Annotated in this window: 18 protein-coding genes and 1 pseudogene; 6 read left to right on the top strand and 13 right to left on the bottom strand. The window is 73.5% G+C overall.

The features are described from left to right. Positions 1-187: 187 nt before the first annotated feature. Both BKD26_RS08795 and BKD26_RS08790 read right to left on the bottom strand, forming a co-directional pair. Complete coding sequence (locus BKD26_RS08795) at positions 188-2,035, bottom strand: alkaline phosphatase D family protein (RefSeq protein ID WP_107417798.1); 1,848 nt, start codon at positions 2,033-2,035, stop codon at positions 188-190. A gap of 67 nt (positions 2,036-2,102) precedes the next feature. Next, entirely contained in the window at positions 2,103-2,759 is a 657-nt protein-coding gene (locus BKD26_RS08790) for an HNH endonuclease family protein (RefSeq protein WP_084897259.1), read from the bottom strand. 189 nt (positions 2,760-2,948) lie between these two features. Between BKD26_RS08790 and BKD26_RS08785 the strand changes: the two genes are divergently transcribed. Then, the gene (locus BKD26_RS08785) at positions 2,949-3,692 is read left to right on the top strand and encodes an ABC transporter permease (RefSeq protein WP_084897258.1); all 744 of its coding nucleotides are present in this window, start codon (positions 2,949-2,951) and stop codon (positions 3,690-3,692) included. A 259-nt stretch (positions 3,693-3,951) separates the two neighbouring features. Then, positions 3,952-4,536, top strand: a complete 585-nt coding sequence (locus tag BKD26_RS08780; RefSeq protein WP_073751825.1) for a TMEM165/GDT1 family protein — start codon at positions 3,952-3,954, stop codon at positions 4,534-4,536. 4 nt (positions 4,537-4,540) lie between these two features. Here BKD26_RS08780 and BKD26_RS08775 read toward each other — a convergent pair whose 3' ends face one another. Together BKD26_RS08775 and BKD26_RS08770 are read right to left on the bottom strand one after the other, a co-directional pair. After that, positions 4,541-5,209, bottom strand: a complete 669-nt coding sequence (locus BKD26_RS08775; RefSeq protein WP_084897257.1) for an HAD-IA family hydrolase — start codon at positions 5,207-5,209, stop codon at positions 4,541-4,543. Positions 5,210-5,350: 141 nt separating this feature from the next. Continuing rightward, positions 5,351-6,124 carry a peptidoglycan-binding domain-containing protein gene (locus BKD26_RS08770; RefSeq protein WP_084897256.1) on the bottom strand — a complete coding sequence of 258 codons (774 nt, stop codon included), beginning with the start codon at positions 6,122-6,124 and terminating at the stop codon, positions 5,351-5,353. Positions 6,125-6,543: 419 nt separating this feature from the next. On the opposite strand from BKD26_RS08770, the gene BKD26_RS08765 reads away from it, so the two are divergent. After that, positions 6,544-8,592: an MFS transporter gene (locus BKD26_RS08765; RefSeq protein WP_107417797.1), complete on the top strand. Its 2,049-nt coding sequence runs from the start codon at positions 6,544-6,546 to the stop codon at positions 8,590-8,592. On the opposite strand, the gene BKD26_RS08760 is transcribed toward BKD26_RS08765, so the two are convergent. Then, positions 8,589-9,083, bottom strand: a complete 495-nt coding sequence (locus tag BKD26_RS08760) for a GNAT family N-acetyltransferase (protein ID WP_179166471.1) — start codon at positions 9,081-9,083, stop codon at positions 8,589-8,591. The two genes, BKD26_RS08765 and BKD26_RS08760, sit on opposite strands and share 4 nt — an antisense overlap. A gap of 108 nt (positions 9,084-9,191) precedes the next feature. Here BKD26_RS08760 and BKD26_RS08755 point away from each other — a divergent pair, with 108 nt between their 5' ends. Both BKD26_RS08755 and BKD26_RS39035 read left to right on the top strand, forming a co-directional pair. Continuing rightward, positions 9,192-9,848, top strand: coding sequence for a hypothetical protein (locus BKD26_RS08755; RefSeq protein ID WP_084897254.1), 657 nt, complete (start codon positions 9,192-9,194; stop codon positions 9,846-9,848). Beyond that, positions 9,848-10,759, top strand: coding sequence for a hypothetical protein (locus BKD26_RS39035; RefSeq protein WP_107417796.1), 912 nt, complete (start codon positions 9,848-9,850; stop codon positions 10,757-10,759). Before BKD26_RS08755 ends, BKD26_RS39035 begins: the two co-directional genes overlap by 1 nt. Before the next feature lie 7 nt (positions 10,760-10,766). Here the strand turns inward: BKD26_RS39035 and BKD26_RS08740 are convergent, their stop codons facing one another. From BKD26_RS08740 to BKD26_RS08730, 3 genes are all read right to left on the bottom strand, one after another. Then, positions 10,767-11,435, bottom strand: coding sequence for an O-methyltransferase (locus BKD26_RS08740; RefSeq protein ID WP_084897251.1), 669 nt, complete (start codon positions 11,433-11,435; stop codon positions 10,767-10,769). 37 nt (positions 11,436-11,472) lie between these two features. Beyond that, complete coding sequence (locus tag BKD26_RS08735; protein ID WP_084897250.1) at positions 11,473-12,174, bottom strand: pyridoxamine 5'-phosphate oxidase family protein; 702 nt, start codon at positions 12,172-12,174, stop codon at positions 11,473-11,475. A 64-nt stretch (positions 12,175-12,238) separates the two neighbouring features. Then, the gene (locus BKD26_RS08730; RefSeq protein ID WP_084897249.1) at positions 12,239-13,504 is read right to left on the bottom strand and encodes a cytochrome P450; all 1,266 of its coding nucleotides are present in this window, start codon (positions 13,502-13,504) and stop codon (positions 12,239-12,241) included. A gap of 253 nt (positions 13,505-13,757) precedes the next feature. Here BKD26_RS08730 and BKD26_RS08725 point away from each other — a divergent pair, with 253 nt between their 5' ends. Continuing rightward, a complete protein-coding gene (locus BKD26_RS08725; protein ID WP_084897248.1) occupies positions 13,758-14,927 on the top strand; it encodes a steroid 3-ketoacyl-CoA thiolase in 1,170 nt (389 codons plus the stop codon). Between the two features lie 72 nt (positions 14,928-14,999). Here the strand turns inward: BKD26_RS08725 and BKD26_RS41230 are convergent. From BKD26_RS41230 to BKD26_RS08700, 5 genes and pseudogenes are all read right to left on the bottom strand, one after another. Then, positions 15,000-15,071: pseudogene (locus tag BKD26_RS41230) on the bottom strand (lytic transglycosylase domain-containing protein); the annotation flags it as partial. 414 nt (positions 15,072-15,485) lie between these two features. Beyond that, on the bottom strand, positions 15,486-16,301 hold the full coding sequence (locus BKD26_RS08715) for an ECF transporter S component (protein ID WP_179166470.1): 816 nt from the start codon (positions 16,299-16,301) through the stop codon (positions 15,486-15,488). Beyond that, a complete protein-coding gene (locus BKD26_RS08710; protein ID WP_084897245.1) occupies positions 16,298-18,259 on the bottom strand; it encodes an ABC transporter ATP-binding protein in 1,962 nt (653 codons plus the stop codon). The genes BKD26_RS08715 and BKD26_RS08710 overlap by 4 nt, the downstream gene beginning before the upstream one ends. Beyond that, a complete protein-coding gene (locus BKD26_RS08705; RefSeq protein WP_084897244.1) occupies positions 18,256-19,377 on the bottom strand; it encodes an energy-coupling factor transporter transmembrane component T in 1,122 nt (373 codons plus the stop codon). Before BKD26_RS08705 ends, BKD26_RS08710 begins: the two co-directional genes overlap by 4 nt. Next, a complete protein-coding gene (locus tag BKD26_RS08700) occupies positions 19,350-19,898 on the bottom strand; it encodes an SCO2322 family protein (protein WP_347104517.1) in 549 nt (182 codons plus the stop codon). Before BKD26_RS08700 ends, BKD26_RS08705 begins: the two co-directional genes overlap by 28 nt. Between the last annotated feature and the right edge of the window lie 91 nt (positions 19,899-19,989).

The following is a 19,989-nucleotide window of genomic DNA, read 5'->3' as shown; positions in this document are numbered from 1 at the left end:
CTCATCATGCCGTTGCCTCGCCCCTCACCGAACCCCTGACCGGAGGATCACCATCCGCTATGGGTGGGATTGGCAGAGGCCTGAACCGGACGTTCACCGGACGTTCACAGCCGATGTTCACCGCGGATCTTCACCGCGGAATCTTCACTGCGGACGTTCACAGCGCCGGGTGCGTCCCAGCGGACGCTCACCGCCCGGGCGTGAGCGTCCGCTCGTGTACGGTCCTCAGCTCGGCGTCGCTCCGGTCCCGCCCCCGGCCCGCCGCCTGCTCCAGCCGCAGCTCCGCCGACCGCCCGCGCAGCGTCAGCGTCATCAGCTGGTTGCCGAACCACGGCCCGCCGGTACGGCGCCAGTCCACGACCGGCCGCTCGCTCCGCCCGTGCCGCAGCAGCCCGTGCCCCAGCCACCGCCCCACCCGGCTCCAGCCCAGCCGGAACCCCACCCTCAGCACACGCGGGATCCGGTTGTGCACGGGTGAGCACGTCAACTGGACGACCCGGGCGTCCGGCGCGTCCGGCGCGTCGGGGGCCGCGGGGGTGCCCGAGGTGCCCGAGGTGCCCGAGGTGCCCGAGGTGCCCGAGGTGCCCGAGGTGCCCGGGGCGGTCGGGGTCGCAGATGCCGCCGGGTCGCCCGCGGTCGCCGGGGCCGCCGGGACGCCCCGCTCCTCCGGCGTGCCCCCGGAACCCGTGATTTCCGGCCACTCCGGCTCCGCCACGTACGCGTGGTGGACATCGCCCGACAGGACGCACACCGTCGCAGGGGCGTCCGGGCCGCGGCCCGCCTCCGCCAGCAGCCGGGTCAGCCGCTCGAACGAGTCGGGGAAGGCGGACCAGTGCTCCAGGTCCGCCCCCCGGCGCACCCGTTCCGACAGCCGGGCCCACCCGGCGCCCCGCTCACCGCGGCACAGCGCGGCGTTCCAGGTCTCCGCGGCGTGCATCATCGGCGCCAGGAGCCACGGCAGGGAGGCCCCGACCAGCAGGTGGTCGCAGCGGTCCCGGTCGGCCAGCATCTGCTGGGCCAGCCACCCCTCCTCCTCCTGGTCGTGCATGGCCCGCTGCTGCTCCTCCAGCACGCGCCCGGCCCGGGTGTCGATCATCACCAGCCGGGTACGGCCGAAGTCCCGCCGGTAGCTCCACCGCGCCCGCGCCGGGTCGGCGTCGGCCTCGGCGGCGAACCGGCGCAGCAGCTCCGTCCCGTCCGGTGCGGCGCGGACCGCCGCGTACAGCGGATCGGAGTCCAGTTCATCGGGGGAGAGGTTGCCCAGGTGCTGGTGGACCCAGTACGACATCAGCCCGCTGAGGATCCGTTCCCGCCACCACCCGGTGCGCCGCATGTCGGCCAGCCAGGAGTCGCTGGTGTTCCAGTCGTCGATCACGTCGTGGTCGTCGAAGATCATGCAGCTGGGGACGGTGGACAGCAGCCAGCGCACGCCGGGGTCGAGCCAGGACTCGTAGTAGAGGTGGGTGTACTCCTCGTAGTCCGCGACCTGCGCCCCCGGTTCCTCGCGCAGGTCCCGGCGGGCGGTCAGCCAGCGGCGGGTCGCCTTGGAGGTCTCGTCCGCGTACACCTGGTCGCCCAGCAGGAGCAGCACGTCGGGGCGTACGGCGTCGGGGTCCGTGGCCAGCCGGGTGGCCAGGGTGTCGAGGGCGTCCGGGCCGACCGGGTCCTTCCCGCCCGCCGGGGGCGCGGCCCAGCGGCACGACCCGAACGAGACGCGCAGCTCCGTGCCGCCCGGCCGGGGCGCGGTGATCGTACTGGCCGGGTAGCGGTAGTCGGGGCCGGTGGGCGGCCACACCGGCCGGTCGTCGAGCAGCACCTCGTACGGGGTCGTCGTCCCGGGCGTCAGGCCGGTGACGGGGACCAGGGCGTAGTGGTGCCCGGCTATCTGGAAGGTCCGTGTGCTGCCGCCGGCGCCGTCCGCGCACCGGACCCGGGCCGTGCAGGGCCGGTCGGCCTCGACCCAGACCGTCGCGCGGTCGCCGCGCTCCCAGTCGACGTACCGCAGGAGCGGTCCCAACCGCAGTCCGGCTGTCATACACGGCCTCCTCCGTCGCCCGTACAACTACGGTACGGAACGACGGAGGCTCAGGGGTACGGGGCCGTCAGCAGCCGTTGAGGACGGACTGGAGGGCGTTCTTCTCGGCGGAGTCGACGCTCAGGTTCCAGTGGTGCTTCACATGCACCCACATCCGGGCGTACGTGCAGCGGTACGCGGTGCGCGGCGGCAGCCACTCGGCGGGGTCGAGGTCGCTCTTGGCCTGGTTGACGTCGTCGGTGACCGCGATGAGCTGCGGGCGGGTCAGGTCGTTGGCGAAGGCCTGGCGCTGCGAGGTGGTCCAGCCGCTGGCGCCGGAGCGCCAGGCCTCGGCGAGGGCGACGACGTGGTCGATGTCGACGTCCGACGCCGCGCGCCAGGTGGCGCCGTCGTACTCGGAGTACCAACTGCCGCTGACCGCCGCGCAACCGGAGTCCTGGACGACGTTCACGCCGTCGCGCTTGAGGACGACCTCGCGGGTGTTGCAACTGCCCGACTGGGTGATCCAGTGCGGGAACAGGTCACGGCTGTAGCCGCTGGAGGAACCTTCCGCCTTCACCGTGAGCTGGCCCAGGTACGTGCGCGCGGTGGCGGCGCTGACCGGGGTGGGCGGGGCGGCCTGGGCGGCGGGTGCGGTGGCCAGGACACCGGTGGCGGTGAGGGCGGCGGACGCGGCGAGGACGGCGGTCCGACGGGCTATTCGACGCGCGTAGACACCGGACATGGGTGACTCCCTTGGGATGTGGGGGTGTTGGCCGGACGCCCGTTCGGGCGGCTCGGCCATCGTGGCGGCGCCAGGTTGCCCCGGGGGATGCGCCGGGTTACAGAGTGACGACATGTGCACGTCACATCAAGGGTTGTGCCCGGTTTCTGACGTCCCGGCACCTGCCTTGTCCGGCTTTAGGGTTGACGTGTGCTGCTGCCCGTCAATGCCACGTTCGCGGCTGTTCTCGCCGTCCTGCTCGCCGTCGCCGCCACCGTCGCCGCGCTCGCCCACCTCCGGGCGCCGCGCGAGATCGTCACCGCGGGGGTACGGGCCGCGGTACAGCTCGCGGCCGTGTCGCTGGTCATCGGGTGGGTCGTCCGCTCCGTACCGCTGCTGCTCGCCTTCCTGCTGCTCATGTACGCCGTCGCCGTACGTACGGCCGGGCGCCGCATCACGCCCAACGGCACCTGGTGGTGGGCGGCCGTGCCCATCGCCGCCGGGGTCGTCCCGGTCGTCGGCGCCCTGCTGCTGACCGGGCTCGTCCCGCTCAAGGGCATCGCGCTGATCCCCGTGACCGGCATCCTCATCGGCGGGGCGCTCACCGCGACGGTGCTCGGCGGGCGGCGCGCCCTGGAGGAGCTGGACACGCGGCACGGCGAGGTGGAGGCGGGGCTGGCGCTCGGACTGCTGGAGCGGGACGCGCGGCTGGAGGTGGCCCGGGAGGCGGCGGCGGACGCGCTGCTGCCGGGGCTCGACCAGACCAGGACGGTGGGGCTCGTCACCCTGCCGGGCGCGTTCGTCGGGATGCTGCTGGGCGGGGCGTCACCGCTGCTGGCGGGGGCGGTGCAGCTGTTCGTGCTGGTCGGGCTGATGGCCGTGCAGGGCGTGGCGGTGGCGGCCGGGCTGGAGCTGGTGGCCCGGGGGAAGCTGCACCGGGAGGTCGAGGCATGACGGTCGCGCCGTGGCGATCACGTACCCTGGACGGAGCAGAAGGGGAGTAGCTCTTCGCCGGAACGTCGACATACTGCTGGGCCTCGCGCCCGGCCGGCGCCCGGAGGCGGCCCGTTCGGGGTGCGCCAGCGAGACCTTCGGCGACAGCAGCGCCATGCCCACATCCATGGTGCCGCCGTGCCGGAGCGACTCCTCGGAACCCTGAGACGTCTCTTCTCGGTACGGCGGAACCGCCCGACCGATTGAGGAACCCCATCCCGTGCTCAGCCTCACGATCATGGCGATCACCTTCGGCGTCGTCTTCCTCGCCGAACTCCCCGACAAGACCGCGCTCGCCGGCCTCATGCTGGGCACCCGCTACCGCGCGTCCTACGTCTTCGCGGGTGTCGCCGCCGCCTTCGCCATCCACGTCGTCCTCGCCGTCGCCGCCGGCAGCGTCCTGACCCTGCTGCCGCACCGGCTGGTACAGGCGCTGGTCGGTGTGCTGTTCCTCGCGGGCGCGGCCGTGCTGCTGCTGAAGAAGGGCGACGACGAGGACGAGAAGATCAAGGCCCCGGCCGACCAGTCCTTCTGGAAGGTCTCCGGGGCGGGCTTCATGCTGATCCTGGTGGCGGAGTTCGGCGACCTGACGCAGATCATGACCGCGAACCTCGCCGCCCGCTACGACAACCCGCTCTCCGTCGGGCTCGGCGCCGTGCTCGCCCTCTGGGCGGTCGCCGGGATCGGCATCCTGGGCGGGCGGACGCTCATGAAGTACGTACCGCTGCGCCTGATCACCAAGGTCGCCGCCTGCCTGATGCTGGCGCTGGCGGGCTTCAGCCTCTACGAGGCGCTGGCGCCGTAAGGCGTTACGGGGTGATGTGGACGCGGATGGTGCCGTCGGCGCCGTCCGCCTCCACGCGCACGTGCGTCAGATCCGGTACGTGTACGTCGGGGGCGTACGCGCCGGCGCGCGGGCCGACGCCCACCACCCGCATCCCGGCGGCGCGGCCCGCCTGGATGCCCGCCTCGGAGTCCTCGAACACCACGCACTCCGCCGGGTCGAAGCCCAGCTCGGCGGCGCCCTTCAGGAAACCCTCCGGGTCCGGCTTGCTCGCCCCCACGCACTCGGCGGTCACGCGTACGTCCGGCATCCGCAGCCCGGCCGCGCCCATGCGGGCCCGGGCGAGCGGCGCGTCGGCGGAGGTGACCAGGGCGTGCGGGAGGGCGGCGATGGCGGCCATGAAGGCGGGCGCGCCGCCGATCGGCACGACGCCGTCCAGGTCGGCGGTCTCCTCGGCGAGCATCACGCGGTTGTCGGCGTGGTTCTCCTCCATCGGGCGGTCCGGGAGGAGGACGGCCATGGTGGCGTACCCCTGGCGGCCGTGGACGACCTTGAGTGCCTCCTCCGGGTCGAGCCCGTGCCGCAGGGCCCAGCGGCGCCAGCAGCGCTCCACCACCGCGTCCGAGTTGACGAGCGTGCCGTCCATGTCGAGGAGGAGGGCCCGGGCGGTCAGGGGGGAAGGGGTGGCCGGCATCGGCGATCTCCACGGGAGAGGGGGAGAAACGGGTACGAAGTGGCCCGCCCGCCGGTCAGGGTATACGGGCGGGACCACTTTGTTCCCCCACGATACAAAATCAACCCCCGCGAACGCCAGCCCGCGCCGGGCACGCCTTGGTCAGCGGCCCGTCGTCTCGGACTCCAGCCACCGGCGGGTCTCCGGGCCGTATACGCCCCACCCGTCGCTCCACAGGTCGCGGGCCTCCTGGTACTGGCCCACGCCCCACTCCACGTCCTCGTTGTAGCGGCCGTTCATGGGGCCGTCGTAGAGGCCCGCCTGCCGCAGGCGGTATTGGAGTTCCGTGACCTCCGGGCCGCGGTCGCCGCGCCGCAGGGTCACCGGCTCGTCCTCCGACGGCTCCGGGCTGGGCGTCCGGGAGGGGGCGGGGGACGGCGAGGGGACGGTGGCCGGACCGGTCGGCTCGCCGTTCGAGGACGGTGCCGCCGACGCCGTACCCGGCACGGCGATGGCCAGGGACGCGGAGGCGGTCGCCGACGCGGAGGGGGAGGGGGACGCGGACGCCGAACCGGAGGGGGACGCGGACACGGACGCCGACGCGGACGGGGAGCCCGACGGCGACGCCGGCCCGGACGCCGACGAGGACGGCCCCTTGGGTTCCCCGCTCGGCCAGGCGGGCATGCTCGGCGACAGGTCGGGCAGCAGCCGGTCCGCCTCCCCGTCCCCGCCGAACAGGCCGCCGGCGAAGCCGGCCACGCCCAGCACGGCGACGACCGCCGCCACGGCGCCGGACACGGCGTACGGGCGGCGGGCCCGGTTCCGGGACCGTGCCCGGGCCCGCGCCTGCGCCCGCGCACCGGCGCGCGCGCCGCGCGGCGGGCCCGCGCCTTCCAGCGGTACCAGTTCGGGCTCCAGCGGCACGTACAGCGGCATCGTCGGAGGCGGAGGCGGAGACGAAGACGGAGGCGGTACTGGACCCGAAGCAGGACCCGGACCCGGAGCCGGAGCCGGAAAGGCCGGACCCGTCCCCGGCTGAGACTCCGGCTCCGCCTGCAGGTTCACATACGGACGTATCCCCAGCGTGTCCTCCGTGGACGCGCAACCGCAGTCGCCGCCGCGACCGCCGCACTCAGGACAGTTCTGTCCCGTCAATGTGGGCCCCTCCCCTTGAACTGCGAGCGATTATGCAGCCCGCCGGGCGCCCCGGAGGACCACCCACCGCACCCCGCCCCCGCTCGGCGGGCCGTATCGGGACGAAGCACCCAGGATGGGAGGGGGAGGAGGGGGTACGCGTCCGGCCCGCCGCCCACCCGCGAGACGACGAGGGCCCGCGAGACGACGAGGGAGAACCCATGGCGCAGGAAGTGACCACCCCGGCCACCAGCCCCGCCCCGGGCCAGGGACAGAACCGGCGTACCGTCCTGGTCGCCATCGGCGCCCTGCTGCTCGGGATGCTGCTGGCGGCGCTCGACCAGACCATCGTCTCCACCGCCCTGCCGACCATCGTCAGCGAACTCGGCGGCATGGAGCACCTGTCGTGGGTCGTCACCGCCTACATGCTCGCCTCCACCGCCGGCACCCCCCTCTGGGGCAAGCTCGGCGACCAGTACGGCCGCAAGAAGCTCTTCCAGACCGCCATCGTCCTCTTCCTCATCGGCTCGGCGCTCTGCGGCATCGCGCAGAACATGCCGCAGCTGATCGCCTTCCGCGCCGTCCAGGGCCTGGGCGGCGGCGGCCTCATGGTGCTGTCCATGGCCATCGTCGGCGACCTCGTCTCACCGCGCGAACGCGGCAAGTACCAGGGCCTCTTCGGCGCCGTCTTCGGCGCCACCAGCATCCTCGGACCGCTCCTGGGCGGCCTGTTCACCGAGCACCTCTCCTGGCGCTGGGTCTTCTACATCAACCTCCCCATCGGCGTCGTCGCGCTCTTCGTCATCGCCGCCGTGCTGCACATCCCGGTGCGCGCCACCCGCCACACCATCGACTACCTCGGCACCTTCCTGATCGCCTCCGTCGCCACCTGCCTCGTCCTCGTGGCGTCCCTCGGCGGCACCACCTGGGCCTGGGGCTCGGCGCAGATCATCGGCCTCGCCGTCCTCGGCGCCGTCCTCCTCGTCTGGTTCGTGTACGTCGAGCGGCGCGCCGCCGAACCCGTACTGCCGCTGAAGCTGTTCCGGATCCGCACCTTCACGCTCGTCTCCGTCATCAGCTTCGTCGTCGGCTTCGCGATGTTCGGCGCGATGACCTACCTGCCGACGTTCCTCCAGGTCGTGCGGGGCGTCACCCCCACCATGTCCGGCGTGCACATGCTGCCGATGGTGCTCGGCATGCTGCTGACCTCCACCGGCTCCGGCCAGATCGTCAGCCGTACCGGCCGCTGGAAGGTCTTCCCCATCCTCGGCACCGCCGTCACCGCCATCGGGCTGGTGCTGCTGCACCGGATGAAGGAGTCCAGCTCCGACTGGGAGATGAGCCTGTACTTCTTCGTCTTCGGCGCCGGACTCGGCCTCGTCATGCAGGTCCTGGTGCTGGTGGTGCAGAACGCCGTCGCGTACGAGGACCTCGGTGTCGCCACCTCCGGCGCCACCTTCTTCCGCTCCATCGGCGCGTCCTTCGGCGTCGCCATCTTCGGCACCATCTTCACCAACCGGCTCACCGGCAAACTCTCCGACGCCCTCGCCGGCCGCGAACTGCCCCCGGGCACCGGAGCCGACCAGCTCGCCGCCGACCCGCGCGCCATCGCCGAACTGCCTCCGGACCTGCGCCCCGGCGTACTGCACGCGTACGCGACGTCCATCACCGACGTCTTCCTGTACGCCGCGCCCGTCGTCGCCGTCGCGTTCCTCATCGCCTGGCTGCTGAAGGAGGACCGGCTGCGAGGCGCGGTCACCGCGCCCGACCCCAGCCAGACCGTCGCCTCCAACCCTGTCGAGCGCTCCTCGTACGACGAGTGCGCCCGCGCGCTGTCGGTGCTCGGCTCTCGGGAGGGCCGCAAGGCCATCTACGAGAAGATCACCGCGCGCGCGGGCCTGGACCTGCTGCCCGCCGCCAGCTGGCTGCTGCTGCGGGTCCGCCGCCACGGCACCGTGGAGCCCGGACGGCTCGCCGACACCACCCCCGTACCGATCCGGATCATCACCGAGGCCGCCCGGCAACTGGAGGAGCGGCACCTGGTGCGCCGCGAGGGCCTCCAGCTGATGCTGACCGATCAGGGCGTGGACGTGGCGGTCCGGCTGGCGCACGCCCGCGAGGAGTCCCTCGCCGAGTTGCTCGGCGACTGGTGGGGGCCGGAGCGGCCGACCGACCTGGTCCAGCTCGTGGCGGAGCTGACGGCCGAGCTGTGCGGCTCCACCCAGGAACGGCCACGGGCCCCCGAACCCCGCCGGAACCACGCGCTCTAGCGGGCGGACAGCTCCTTGCCGTACCAGATCTCCTTGTACGGGCCCTCGCAGTACGCCGGGATCTCGCGGTAGCCGCTGCGGACGTACAGGGCGCGCGCCTCGACCAGGTCCAGGCGCGTGTTGAGCACCATGCGCCGGGCGCCCAGTCCGGCCGCGGCCGACTCCAGGGCGTCCATCAGGAGCGTGGCGCCGCCGGTGCCGCGGAAGGCGTGGCGTATGAACACGCGGGTGACCTCCGCCCGCTCCGCGTCCAGCATGAGCACCCCGCCGCAGGCCGCGGGCTTGCCGTCCGCCCGGCCGACGACGAACTGGCCGGACGGCGGGGTGAGTCGCTCCACACCGTCGTTGGTGAGCCCTTCGTCGACCTCCGCCGCCGTCGCCGGCCGGTGCCAGTAGCGGCTCGCGACGTCGTCGTAGTAGTCGCGGCGCAGCGCGGTGGCGTCGGGCGTGTCGTAACGCTCGGGGCGGATGGTCCAGTTGGTGCTCGTCATGGTGCGTCTCTATCCGACGGGCGGACCGTTTGGCCAATGGGATAGCGGCAACACGCCCGTCGAACAGTCACGAAGAAACCCCGACCCCCGGATCGAGGGGAGACAGTCATGTCCACTGTCCTGATCGTCGTCGCTCTGGTCGTCGTCTTCGCCGCCGTGGTCGCCGCGGTCCTGTACGTGGGCCCCGGCAAGGCGTCCGGCAGGCGCGGCCGCGGGCTGAAGCGGCGGTTCGGCCCCGAGTACGAGCGGACGGTCGCCCTGCACGACGGCGACACCAAGGCCGCCGAACGTGAACTCGCCGAGCGCGTCACGCGCCACGGCGACCTGCGGCCGCGGCCGCTGTCGCGTGAGGCCCGCGAACAGTACGTGGCCCTGTGGGCGGGCCTCCAGGAGCAGTTCGTCGACGCGCCGCGCCAGGCCGTCGCCGAGGCGGACCGGCTGCTGGCCCGGCTGGCCGAGGACCGCGGCTTCCCGGCGGCCTCCGCGTACGAGGAGCAGGTGGCCGCGCTGTCCGTGCACCACGCCCACTACGTCGACGGCTACCGGCGCGTGCACCGCACCGCCCGCGCGGACGCCGGTACTGGTACCAGTGCCGGTACCGGCGCCGGCACTGAGGAGCTGCGTGCCGCGATGGTCGACGCGCGGCGGCTGTTCGAGGCGCTGGTCACCGCACAGCCCGAGGACCACGCCCGCCACGCCCCGCGCCGCCCGGCCGCCCGCGGCCACCGGGTCCACGCGCCCTGGCCGAAGGGGAGTGGCGCCTGATGCCCCCGCAGAACCCCACCGACCCGACCGGCCCGACCGGCCCGGCCGCATCCCGCACCCGGCACGGCACACCCGACGCGCAGGGGCCGGACGCCCCGCACAGCGGTCCCGTTCCGGGCAGCGTCAGCGCCCCGTACGGCGGCCCCGTCGCCCCCACTGGAGCAGGAACCCCGACCGCTGCCCGGGCCCCGTACGCGGGGAGCGCCCCGGCGGGGCCGGGTGCCCCGACGGCGGCGGACGCCCACACGGCTGCCCGCGCGCCGCACGGGGCCGGTGACCGGCCGGCGACCGGCAGCCCCGTGGCGCCGGACGCCGCCAACGCGGCCGGCGTCCCGACGGGTGCTCGCGCGCCGCAGGGCGCCGGTGCGCCGACGGAGCAGGACGGGGCGCATGGTCGCCGCGTCCCCTATGGCGGCCCCGTCGGGGCCAAGCCCGACACCGCAACCGAGCCCGGCGCCCCACCCGGAACCGGCACCCCAACCGGAACCGGAGCCGGCGCCCCGACCAGCCCCGAGACCCCGCCCGGAGCCGGCGCCCCGCCCGGGGCCGGCGCCCGAACCGCAACCGGGCCCGCCACCCCGCCCGGGCCCGACACCCCGCCCCGGGTCGGGGGCTCCGGCTCGGTGGCCGGGGTGTCGGAGCCCTTGGTGGCGCGGGGGGTGCGCGACGAGCTCGGCTCGCGCATGCAGCAGGCGCTGACCGGCTTCGTCGAGAGCCCGCACCGGTCCGTGGAGGAGGCCGCCGCCGTGCTGGACGCGGCTGCCGACCGCCTTACGGAAGCCCTGACCGAGCACCGCCGCGCGCTGCGGGCCGACTGGGACGGGGACGGCGAACACGAGCCGGACACCGAGCAGTTGCGCGTCACGCTCCAGGCGTACCGCGCCATGGCCGAGCGGCTGCTGCGGGTATGACGGCCGCTCAGGCCGCCACGCGGGCCAGCAGCATTCCGTCGTAGCCCTTTCCGCCCACCGTCTGGAGCGCCGTGGCGTCCAGACGGGGGTCGCGGGCGACGAGGTCGAACATCTCGCGCGTCGCGATCACCGACGGGTCCGTCGACGTCTCGTCGGTGATCGCGCCGCCGCGTACCACGTTGTCGACGATGATCAGGCTGCCCGGCCGGGTCAGCCGCAGCGACCACTCCACGTACCGTGGGTTGTTGGGCTTGTCGGCGTCGATGAAGACCAGGTCGAACGGGCCCGCGCCCTCCTCGGCCAGCTTCGGCAGCGTGTCGAGGGCCGCGCCCGTCCGTACCTCGGCCACCTTGTCCAGCCCCGCCCGGGCGAGGTTCGCGCGGGCGACGCCGGCGTGCTCCGGGTTGTACTCCAGCGAGATCAGCCTGCCGTCCGCCGGCAGCGCGCGGGCCAGCCACATGGTGCTGTAGCCGCCGAGCGTGCCGATCTCCAGGATCGTGCGCGCACCTTGCGTACGGGCCAGCAGGTGCAGCAGTTTCCCCTGGGGCGGCGTCACGCCGATCGCCGGCAGGCCCGCCGCGTCGCTGTCGGCGAGCGCGGCGGCCAGTGCCTCGTCGGCGGGCGCGAGCATGTCGGTGAGGTAGTCGTCCACGGCGGTCCATCGCTCTTGGCTCATGCAGCCGAACGTATGTCACGCCACCGCGCGCGGGGAGTCATCCACGCCCGGTGAGGGCCGCGATGTGCGCGGGCACCGGCAGGCCGGCGGGCAGCAGCGGGTCGGGCTCGGGGGCGCCGAAGACCGGCTGGTACGGGACGACCCCGGCCCACAGGCCCAGCTCGGCGTCCGGGCCGTCCCCGTCGTCCGGCGGGCCCGCCGCGATCTTCACCGACGCCTCGTCGAGCGGCAGGGCGAGCAGCGACGTGGCCGCCAGCTCCTTCCTGCTGGGCGTACGCGCGTACTCCCACTGCCCCGGTGCGCAGTTCTCGGTCAGCACCCGCAGCCCGTGCAGCAGCTCCTCGCGGTCGGTGATGCGGCGCGGGGTGCCGTGGACCATGGCGCAGCGGTAGTTGACGCCGTGCTCGAAGACGGAACGGGCGAGGACCAGCCCGTCGACGTGGGTGACGGTGACGCACACGGGGGCGCCGGGGGACTGGACGAGGCTGCGGCTGGCGACGGAGCCGTGCAGGTAGAGCACGCGGGCGTCGAAGTCCACGCCGTAGACGGTCGGTACGGCCAGCGGTGCCCCGTCGACGACCACGGCGAGGTGGCAGACGAATCCGGCGCGCAGGATGTCGTCCAGGTCGGAGCGCAGGGTGCTGCCCTTCTCCCGCAGCCTCCGGTGCCGGGTCCGCTCGGTGACCGCCAGACGCTCCGGACGCTCCCCGTGCTGCTGATTCAGTTGTTCCTCGCCCATGTGCCCACCGATCCCGTTGCGACGTATTGGTCGCACCCACCTTTTCAGTGGGCATGGGCAGGACTCAAGAGGTACGGGGGCCGAGGCTGACCTGGAGCTCCTTGATGCCGTTCAGCCAGGCCGTGCGCAGCCGGCGCGGGTCGCCCGTGAGGCGGAGGCCGGGCAGGCCGTCGGCGATGGCGTTGAAGATGAGGTCGATCTCCAGGACGGCGAGGGACTTGCCGAGGCAGAAGTGCGGGCCTCCGCCGCCGAAGCCGAGGTGGGGGTTGGGGTCGCGGGTGATGTCGAAGCGTTCGGGGTGGTCGAAGACGTCGGGGTCGTTGTTGGCGGAGGAGTAGAAGAGGCCGACCCGGTCGCCCGCCTTGATCTTCTGGCCGCCGAACTCCAGGTCCTGGGTGGCGGTGCGCTGGAAGGAGACGATGGGGGTGGCCCAGCGGACGATCTCCTCGGCCGTCGTCCGGGGGCGTTCCCGCTTGTAGAGCTCCCACTGCTCGGGGTGGGTGAGGAAGGCGTGCATGCCGTGGCTGATGGCGTTGCGGGTGGTCTCGTTGCCCGCCACCGCGAGCAGGATGACGAAGAAGCCGAACTCGTCGCTCGCGAGGTTGCCCTCGTCCTCCGCCGCGACCAGCTGGGAGACGATGTCCTTGGCCGGGCACTCCTTGCGGGCGGCGGCCAGGTTCATCGCGTACGAGACGATCTCCATGGCCGCCTCGGTGCCGACCTCCTCGGTGATGGCGTACTCGGGGTCGTCGTACGCCGCCATCTTGTTGGACCAGTCGAATATCTTGACGCGGTCCTCCTGGGGCACGCCGATCAGCTCGGCGATGGCCTGGAGCGGCAGTTCGACGGCGATGTTGGTGACGAAGTCGAAGGAGCCGTCGTCGCCCGCGTTCTCGGTCGCCGTCCGGACGATGGAGCGGGCCCGGTCGCGCAGGGCGTTCTCCAGGGACCGGATCGCGCGGGGCGTGAAGCCGCGCTGGACGATCTGGCGGACCCGGGTGTGCTCGGGCGGGTCCATGTTCAGCATGATCAGCTTCTGGGCGTCGATCTGGTCGCGGCTGATCCTCTCGTTGAACCGGATGATCGCGGTGTTGGTGTTCGACGAGAACAGCTCCGGGTGCGTGGAGACGTACTTGACGTCGGCGTGCCGGGTCACCGCCCAGTACCCCTCGTCGTCGAACCCGGAGATGCCGCGCGGCTGCGCGCACCACCAGACCGGGGCGGTCCGCCGCATCTCGGCGAACTCGGGCAGCGGGACGCGGGCTTGGAGGAGGTCGGGGTCGGTGAAGTCGAACCCCGGGGGCAGCGGGGGGAGATGGGGGCAGGTCATCGGCGATCTCCATGTCTGACGGCCCATCAGAATTGTCCGAAAGGTAGTAACGGGTTCCCCAAGTGGCAAGAGCCATGGGGTCTTCCGTTGTGTGCACGACCCTTGCGTACCCGCGGTAGCCCTCATCAGACTGAGGGAAGAACTAGAACGCGTACTAGTTCGAGTCCGGGGGCTGGGGGGTGTCCCCGACCACACACAGCCCCCCGCGCGGGCGCCGGGACGCCTCGCGGGCGGGCGAGGAGAGGACGAGCTCATGGCCGCGGAACCCGTCATCGTCGAAGCCGTACGCACCCCCATCGGGAAGCGTGGAGGCGCACTCGCCAACCTCCACCCCGCCTACCTCCTGGGCGAGACCTACCGCGAACTCCTCGGCCGCACCGGCATCCACGCCGACTGCGTCGAACAGATCGTCAGCGGTACGGTCACCCACGCCGGCGAACAGTCCATGAACCCCGCCCGCACCGCCTGGCTCGCGATGGGCCTGCCCTACGAGACCGCCGCCACCACCGTCGACTGCCAGTGCGGCTCCTCGCAGCAGGCCGCCCACATGGTCGCCAACATGATCGCCTGCGGTGTCATCGACGTCGGCATCAGCTGCGGCGTCGAGGCCATGTCCCGCGTACCGCTCGGCAGCGGCTCCAAGCACGGGCCCGGCAAGCCCTTCCCCGACGAGTGGAACGTCGACCTGCCCAACCAGTTCGAGGCCGCCGAGCGCATCGCCCGCCACCGGGGCCTGACCCGGGAGCGGGTGGACGCCCTCGGGCTGCTGTCGCAAGCGCGCGCCGCCACCGCGTGGGCGGAGGAACGCTTCAAGCGCGAGACGTTCGCCGTCCAGGTGCCGACCACGGAGGAGGAGCAGCGCGAGGGGCAGGGCATGTGGCGGCTCGTCGACCGCGACGAAGGGCTGCGCGACACCAGCATGGAAGCGCTCGCCCGGCTCAAGCCCATCATGCCGACCGCCGTCCACACCGCCGGGAACTCCTCCCAGATATCCGACGGCGCCGCCGCCCTGATGTGGGCGTCCAAGCGGATGGCCCGGGCACTGAAACTGAAACCCCGCGCCCGGATCGTCGCCCAGGCCCTCGTCGGCTCCGACCCGCACTTCCACCTCGACGGGCCCATCGACGCCACCCGCGCGGTCCTCGGCAAGGCCGGGATGTCGCTCAAGGACATCGACCTCGTCGAGATCAACGAGGCCTTCGCCTCCGTGGTGCTCAGCTGGGCCCAGGTCTTCGACCAGGACCTGGAGAAGGTCAACGTGAACGGCGGAGCCATCGCCCTCGGTCACCCGGTGGGCGCGACGGGCGCGCGGCTCATCACCACCGCGCTGCACGAACTGGAGCGGGCCGACAAGGAGTTCGCGCTCGTCACGATGTGCGCGGGCGGCGGGCTGGCGACGGGCACGATCATCCAGCGGCTGTGACGCTCCTGGAAACGGGGAAGCCCCGGTGAACGTCGTTCACCGGGGCCTGCGTCGTCATCTGCTGGGTGTGGCTCAGTACCAGCCGTTGGCCTGCCAGAAGTTCCAGGCACCGCACGGGCTGCCGTAGCGGTCGTTCATGTAGTCGCGGCACCGGTGGCGCCCAGCAGCACGGCGGCGCCGGCGGCGAGGGACTTGGGACGGGCGGAGAAACGGCTGACGAGCGAGCGGAACACGTAGGTGACCTAACGTCGGGGACATGGGGCGTCGCACAGGCATGCCGAACCACGCCAGAGGCGGGGGGAACGGGGCTGCCAGGGGCGCTGCGATGCGAGCTGCGCCCGGCGACATCACCAGAGAAACAGGGCGGTTCCGCCGCTGCAAGGACCCCTGTTACTAGGCGGAGCCGGAGTGCGGGCCGGAAGGACTCGCTGCCCCCGAAAGCGATCAGTGCAGGTCGACACGGGTGGCCACGGGCCGGACGGCTGTCCGATTTGGCCCACTATCGTCCCTCGTATGTGACCTACGTCCTGTGGGGCGGCTCACCCTCACAGGACCCTTTCAGGCCCTTTCGGCGCCTTCGAATGTGACCTGCGCCTCGAAGGCCGCCCGCCGAGTCGTACGGCGCAGCGCCTTCAGAACCGTCGATCCGATGGTCAGGACCAGGACGACGGTGAGCACCGCCCGCCCCAGGTCCCAGCCGAGCGACGTCGCCGCGCAGTACGCCAGGAACCGGACCAGGTTCTCGTGCAGCGGGTCACCGGGATGGAACGAGATCCCGCTGCCCATGCCCTGCAGGGTCACCCAGCCCTGGAGGTTCATCACGGTCCCGTACGCGAACGCCGCCACCGCCCCGTACAGCGACAGCATCAGCAGCTCACCCCGGCCGCGCAGCCGCACCGGGCCCGGCAACAGCCCGGCGCCCATCGTGAACCAGCCCATCGACAGCATCTGGAACGGCATCCACGGCCCCACCCCGCCGGTCAGCAGCGCCGACGCGAACATGGTCACCGCACCCAGCACGAAACCGAACCCGGGGCCGAGGACACGGCCGCTCAGCACCATCAGGAAGAACATGGGCTCCAGGCCCGCCGTCCCGGCCCCCAGCGGGCGCAGCGCCGCGCCGACCGCCGCCAGTACGCCCAGCATCGCCACCGCCTTGGCGTCCATGCCGCAGTCGGCGATCGTCGCTACCACCACGGCCACCAGCAGCGGCAGCAGCACGGCCAGCAGCCACGGCGCGTCCTGGGACCGGCCCGCCAGGACGGACGTGCCGTCCGCGAGGAGCGGCCAGCCGAAGGCGACCACCCCGATGGCGCTGATCAGTACGAGGGCGGCGACCGAGCGGGGCCCGAGCCGCACCGGACGGGCGGTCACAGGGCCGCCTCCACCTGCGAGACGGTCAGCCACGGCTGCGGCGCCAGGATCTTCGCCACCTGCGGGGCGAAGGCGGGCGAGGAGACGACGACCTCATGGGTCGGCCCGTCCGCGACGACCTCCCCGTCCGCCAGGATGATCACGCGGTGCGCCAGCTCGGCGGCCAGCTCCACGTCGTGCGTCGCCATCACGATGGCGTGCCCGTCGGCGGCCAGGCCCGTGAGGACGCCGGCCAGCCGGGCCTTCGCCGCGTAGTCCAGCCCCCGGGTCGGCTCGTCGAGCAGCAGCAGCGGAGGCCGGGCGGTCAGCACGACCGCCAGGGCCAGGGCGAGCCGCTGCCCCTCCGACAGGTCCCGGGGATGGGTGCCGTCCTGCACGCCCGGCAGCAGCTCCGACACCAGAGCCCGGCAGGCCCCCGGCTCGGCGCCCGCGTCGGCGTCGGCGGCCGCGCACTCGGCCGCCACGGTGTCCGCGTACAGCAGACCACGCGGCTCCTGCGGTACGAGTCCCACCTGCCGGACCAGCTCGCGCGGCGGCGTCCGGTGCGGAACCCGGCCACCCACGAGCACGCTGCCGCCCGCCGGCTCGACCATCCCGGCCAGCGCCCCGAGCAGGGTCGACTTCCCGGCCCCGTTGCGGCCCATGACCGCCACGGTCTCCCCGGCCCGCACCGTGAGGCCGACACCCCGCAGCGCCTCGACCCGCCCGCGCCGCACGTCCAGCCTTCGTACCTCGGCGACGGGCTGGTGCAGGCCGCTGCGCGGGGCGTCGCCCCCACCCCTCCCCCTACGCCTGGCGGCGTGGGGGGACCCCCACTCCCCGAACCGGGGCTCCGCCCCGGACCCCGGGTGGTGGTCGTGGGGGTGCTCCGTGCCCCCGGAGCCCTCGGCGGGTCCGGCGGCTTCGCCGCGGCCCGGTGATCCTGCGTGCGGGCCCGCCCCCGTCGCGTCGCGTCGGCGCAGCAGGCGGCCCAGCGCCGCCCGCACGCCGGACGGCGCCTCCCGCGCGGAGCGCTCGCGCTCGTTGGAGGCTTGGGTGTACCCCGTACCCCCAGCCACCTGGGGGGCCGGGGGCTTGCCCCCGGTTTCGGGGAGTGGGGGACCCCCCACGCCGCCAGGCGTAGGGGGAGGGGTGGGGGAAAGCCCGGCCAGCCGCTCCCGCAGCCCGCCCGCGCGGCGCCGGGCGTCGCGGACCGACAGCGGAAGCGGGTCCCAGCCCGCCAGGCGGCCGAGGGCGACCACCGGGGGGTGGACGGGGGAGACGGCCATCACGTCGGCCGGGGGCCCCAGGACCACCGGGGCACCGGCGGCGCCCAGCAGCGCGACCCGGTCGGCGTACTGGACCACCCGCTCCAGGCGGTGCTCGGCCATCAGGACCGTGGTGCCCAGGTCGTGGACCAGGCGCTGGAGGACCGCGAGGACCTCCTCCGCCGCGGCCGGGTCCAGCGCCGACGTCGGCTCGTCCAGCACCAGCACCTTCGGGTGCGGGGTCAGCACGGAACCGATCGCGACCCGCTGCTGCTGGCCGCCCGACAGCGTCGCGATCGGCCGGTCCCGCAACGACGCCAGGCCCAGCAGGTCCAGCGTCTCCTCCACCCGGCGCCGCATCACCGCGGGCGCGAGGCCCAGCGACTCCATGCCGTACGCCAGCTCGTCCTCCACCGTGTCGGTGACGAAGTGCGCGAGCGGGTCCTGGCCCACGGTGCCGACGACATCCGCCAGTTCACGCGGCTTGTGGGTACGGGTGTCACGGCCGGCGACCGAGACCCGGCCGCGCAGGGAGCCGCCCGTGAAGTGCGGGACCAGGCCCGACACCGCGTTCAGCAGCGTCGACTTGCCCACCCCGGACGGGCCCACCAGCAGCACCAGCTCGCCCTCCGGGACGGTCAGGTCGACACCCTCCAACGTGGGCGCGCCGGCGTCGGCGTACGTCACCGTCACGTTCTCGAACCGGATCACACGGACTCCTTCGGCAACGAGGTCGGCAACGGGGCCACGAACGCGGGCAGCAAACCCACCAGAACGGAGAGCGCCGGCCACACCGGCAGCCCCGGCGCAGCGAGCGGAACGACACCGGGGTGCAGCGCAGCCGCGTCCGAGGCGACCAGCAAGGCCGCGACCACCGCCCCCGACCCCGCCACCAGCCAGGCCCGCGCACCCCACCGGTCCGGCCGGTAGCGGGTACGCACCGAACGGCGGCCACCCAGCCGCAACCCCGCCAGCGCCATGACCACCCCCGCCCCGACGAGCGGCACGGCGTACGCGCCCCCGGAAGCGGCCAGCAGGCCGTACGCCCCGACGCACACCCCGAGCAGACCGCCCAGCGTCAGCACCGTCGTCGCGTGCCGCACCCCGCGAGGCACCGGCGCCGTCCGCCCGTACCCCCGCGCGTCCATCGACGCGGCGACCGCCACCGACCGCTCCAGCGCGCCCTCCAGCACCGGCAGCCCCACCTGGAGCACCGCCTTCACCCCGCCCGTCGGCCGCCCCCGCAGCCGCCGCGCGGTCCGCAGCCGCACCACATCGGCGACCATGTTCGGCGCGAACGTCATCGCGACGACCACGGCGACCCCCACCTCGTACAGCGCACCCGGCAGCGACTTCAGCAGCCGCGCCGGGTTCGCCAGCGCGTTCGCGGCGCCCACGCAGATCAGCAGCGTGGCCAGCTTCGCCCCGTCGTACAGCGCGAACACCAGCTGCTCGGCCGTCACCGAGCCGCCGATCCGCACGCCCCGCGCCCAGGCGGGCAGCGGCACTTCGGGCAGTGTCACCAGCAGGTGCGTACCGGGGATGGGCGAACCGAGGAACACCGAGAACACCAGCCGGATAACCAGCACCGCCAGCCCCAGTTTCACGAACGCCCCGTACGAGCGGGCCCATGGCGCATCGGTGCGGCGGGCCGCCACCACATACCCGGCCACGCCGACCAGCAGACCCAGCAGCAGCGGGTTGGTCGTGCGGGACGCGGCGACGGCCAGGCCCAGCGCCCACAGCCACCACGCGCCCGCGTGCAGGGCGTTGGAGCGGTTCGCCTCTGGTGCGCGGAGGTTCACCGGCGACGGCGGCGGGCCTGCCACACGGCGGCGGCACCCAGGACGGCGACGGCGGCCAGACCGGCGACGAGCCCGACCGACGGGCCGGGTTCGAGGTCCATGACGGGGTGGGACTCGGGAGACCCGGCCGGCTCCAGCGGGGGGACCCCCGGCGGGGGGCTCCACGACACCAGCTCGCCGCACCCCGTCTTGGGGTAATCGGCAATCGCGCACAGCAGGCCCTGGTTGTTGTACCGCAGCGGCTTGGCGACCGTCGCGAGCGCGTCAGTGGTCGTCGCGTCGGTACGCACCTGCGCGCAGGTGGTGCGCAGCGCGGGCGGCGGCTCCGGCTCGTACGTGGAAGCGTCGGCCGCCGTACCGAAGTCGATGACCAGGCCGACCCGCTTGGTGCCGTCCTTCGCGGAAAACCGCAGATCGCGGCGAAGTCGGGTGCCCGGCGCGGCCGGGGGGCGTTCTGGGAGTCGGGGCTCACCGCGAACCGGAAGCCGGTCACGGCACCGTCGGCGGGCCGGGCGGTGCCCGGACCCTGCGTGGCGTACACCCACGTCCCGCCCTTACCGCTCTCCCAGAACGACCAGTAGCGGTAGCCGGTCGCCTGCGCGGGACCGGCGAGGCCGAGCAGCACGGCACAGGCAG

This window comes from Streptomyces sp. CB03238 (assembly GCF_002099185.1).
Taxonomy (GTDB): Bacteria; Actinomycetota; Actinomycetes; order Streptomycetales; family Streptomycetaceae; genus Streptomyces.
Note: the sequence above shows the minus strand (reverse complement) of the source record. Positions and strands in the feature narration are given on the sequence as shown.